This window comes from Virgibacillus sp. CM-4, from assembly GCF_000445495.1.
Classification (GTDB): Bacteria; Bacillota; Bacilli; order Bacillales; family Amphibacillaceae; genus Virgibacillus; species Virgibacillus salexigens.
Genome location: NZ_AUQA01000013.1, coordinates 1 through 1,684 on the forward strand (window position 1 = coordinate 1; position 1,684 = coordinate 1,684).

1 pseudogene is annotated in these 1,684 nt (G+C 45.1%); it reads left to right on the forward strand.

Annotated elements, in window-relative coordinates:
* Positions 1 to 172 precede the first annotated feature (172 nt).
* Positions 173 to 1,102, forward strand: a pseudogene (locus M948_RS42390) (IS256 family transposase); the annotation flags it as partial.
* Between the last annotated feature and the right edge of the window lie 582 nt (positions 1,103 to 1,684).

Consider the following 1,684-nt stretch of genomic DNA (forward strand, 5'->3'; position numbering starts at 1 on the left):
CAATAAATTAAACAATAAATTCTTTTTTGTCGATTTAAGTCTCAGCTTCCCCTCTTTCTAGTTAAGTCCATATAATTGTGTAAAAAGGGAAATAGAAAAAGAGCCATGTTGCTTCCCCTTTGGTAGAATAAACAGTGGACCAAAAACACCAAACATAAGGAGGAATGCAACCATGGCTCAATATCATATTACCCTAAATGATGAACTTTTGCACGGGTTATTCACCAGAGATGAGGGATTAGCTAAGCTATTGGAACAAGTCCTCAATCAAATCCTCGAGGCACAAGTAGAAGAACAGCTGGGAGCTCGCCGTTATGAACGAACGGAAGAACGAAAAGGCTATCGAAACGGTTCGTATCCACGCCAGCTGACGACCCGGGTAGGACGGTTGACCTTGCGCGTTCCACGGACAAGAGATGGGGAGTTCTCTACGGAACTGTTCCAACGGTATCAACGGAGCGAACAAGCACTGGTACTGGCACTAATGGAAATGGTGGTAAACGGGGTGTCTACCCGAAAAATCACTCAAATCACGGAGGAATTATGCGGCACTTCGTTTTCCAAATCCACGGTCTCCTCACTGTGCAAGGGACTGGATCCGATTATCCAAGACTGGAATTATCGTTCCCTTCATGAACACGTGTATCCGTTTGTGCTAGTAGATGCTATTTATACGAAAGTCCGGGAGGATGGACGAGTACGCTCCAGAGCCGTGTTGATCGCTACAGGAGTGAATGAGGAAGGATATCGAGAAATTCTTGGCCTGCAAATCGGAAACAGTGAATCGGAGTCCAGCTGGAGCGAGTTCTTCGGATGGCTGAAAGACCGGGGACTCCGGGGAGTGGACTTGATCATCTCGGATCAGCACGGTGGGCTGGTGCAAGCCATTGAAAAGCATTTCCAAGGCGCTACATGGCAACGATGCCAGACACATTTTATTCGCAATATCCTCGATGCCGCACCAAAGTATATGCAGGATGCCTTGCTCGAGGAGATTCGTGGGATTCTTCATGCTCCAAATAAGCAAACGGCCCGGCTGTTATTGGAACCCCGAGTTCGACAGTTTGAGGCCCATTTTAGGCAAATGAAAATGCCAGAAATGCCGTTATATCAAGGGTTTAGCGGTGGTTAACCTAGGAAAAAACGCCGAATTTCATAGGCACACGCTTTATAATTTAATCCTTTTAATATAAAGTTTTTTTGTTTATAATATAGACATGTACATTCGATGGGTAACCGTGGTTACTGTCAATGTACCATCAATTGGAGGATTGCATCTATGCTCACGTGCTTCTCCACGGTCTAATCCTCCTCTTGATCCGAATCGAGAGTAAAATCGTGGCCGAAAGTAAGAGACAAATGTCAGCGCTCCACGTTAGGACATTTTTCTTCAAAATATCGTGACCTCTATCAGTGTACAAAGATCACGACCAAACAAAGGAAAACCTCTGTGGCTCTAGGGCTGGAGCCTCCTCTGAAGATCCTAGACATTCATCCTCGCTCCTAGATACACGCTAGAAGTATGCCCAATTGCCTCTCAGCCCTTCTGTATCAAGGGCTGGGAGGCGATTTGTTTGCCTAGTCACTGTCGAACTCGGGTTCAGGGTAGAGCCAAGAAATAAAAAAGGTAAGCAAACATATTATACATGACTAAGGCTTACCTTAATTTTTTTTAGCATTTTTT